This is a genomic window from Shouchella shacheensis, assembly GCF_001484965.1.
In the GTDB taxonomy this organism is placed as follows: Bacteria; Bacillota; Bacilli; order Bacillales; family Bacillaceae_D; genus Shouchella; species Shouchella shacheensis.
Map to the genome: position 1 here is coordinate 1 of NZ_LLYY01000087.1, position 556 is coordinate 556.

Below are 556 nucleotides of genomic sequence, written 5' to 3' on the forward strand. Positions count from 1 at the left end.
AATCACTCGCGCGTCTTTCGCATCGGTTTTCGTTTGCGAGTTGTCATCGAATTCTTTCGAGCGTTTCACATGCATCGGATTCGTCATCACCAGGGGCAAGCCATGGTCCTCAAAAAAGGAAGCGAGATTCAACCAGTAATGACCGGTGGGCTCGATGCCCAAGAGGACATCGGTTTTCTCAAGCTCATTCCTAGCTTTTTGAATCGCCTCTAGCAGCGCCTCAAATCCTTCTTGGGACTGCTTGATGGGAAAGGACTTGTTCAGCACGCGCCCTCGGTCATCCATGAAACACACATAGTGTGTATACTTGGCAATGTCGATGCCAACAACGAGGGTGTTCGGGGTCACTTGATTAATTTTTTGGTTTTGTGTAGAATTCATAGCGAGTCTCCTTGGTATCTAAGTTCGAGGTCAATGCATTGACACCTCGCTATCCTACCAAGGGGCTCTTTTTGTTTCAATCCCCCGAAAACCTTCTAACAGGAATAGCTCCTTTTAGAAATACACTTAAACGACCACCTGCTAAAGCAGGTGGATTTGGACATAAAATGTCTAC

Annotated in this window: 1 protein-coding gene; it reads right to left on the reverse strand. The window is 46.6% G+C overall.

Annotated features, from left to right (window positions below; genetic code table 11):
* Positions 1-381, reverse strand: a 381-nt coding sequence (locus AVZ68_RS19475; RefSeq protein ID WP_157404775.1) for an IS110 family transposase, incomplete at its 3' end; no start/stop codon positions are given.
* Positions 382-556 lie beyond the last annotated feature (175 nt).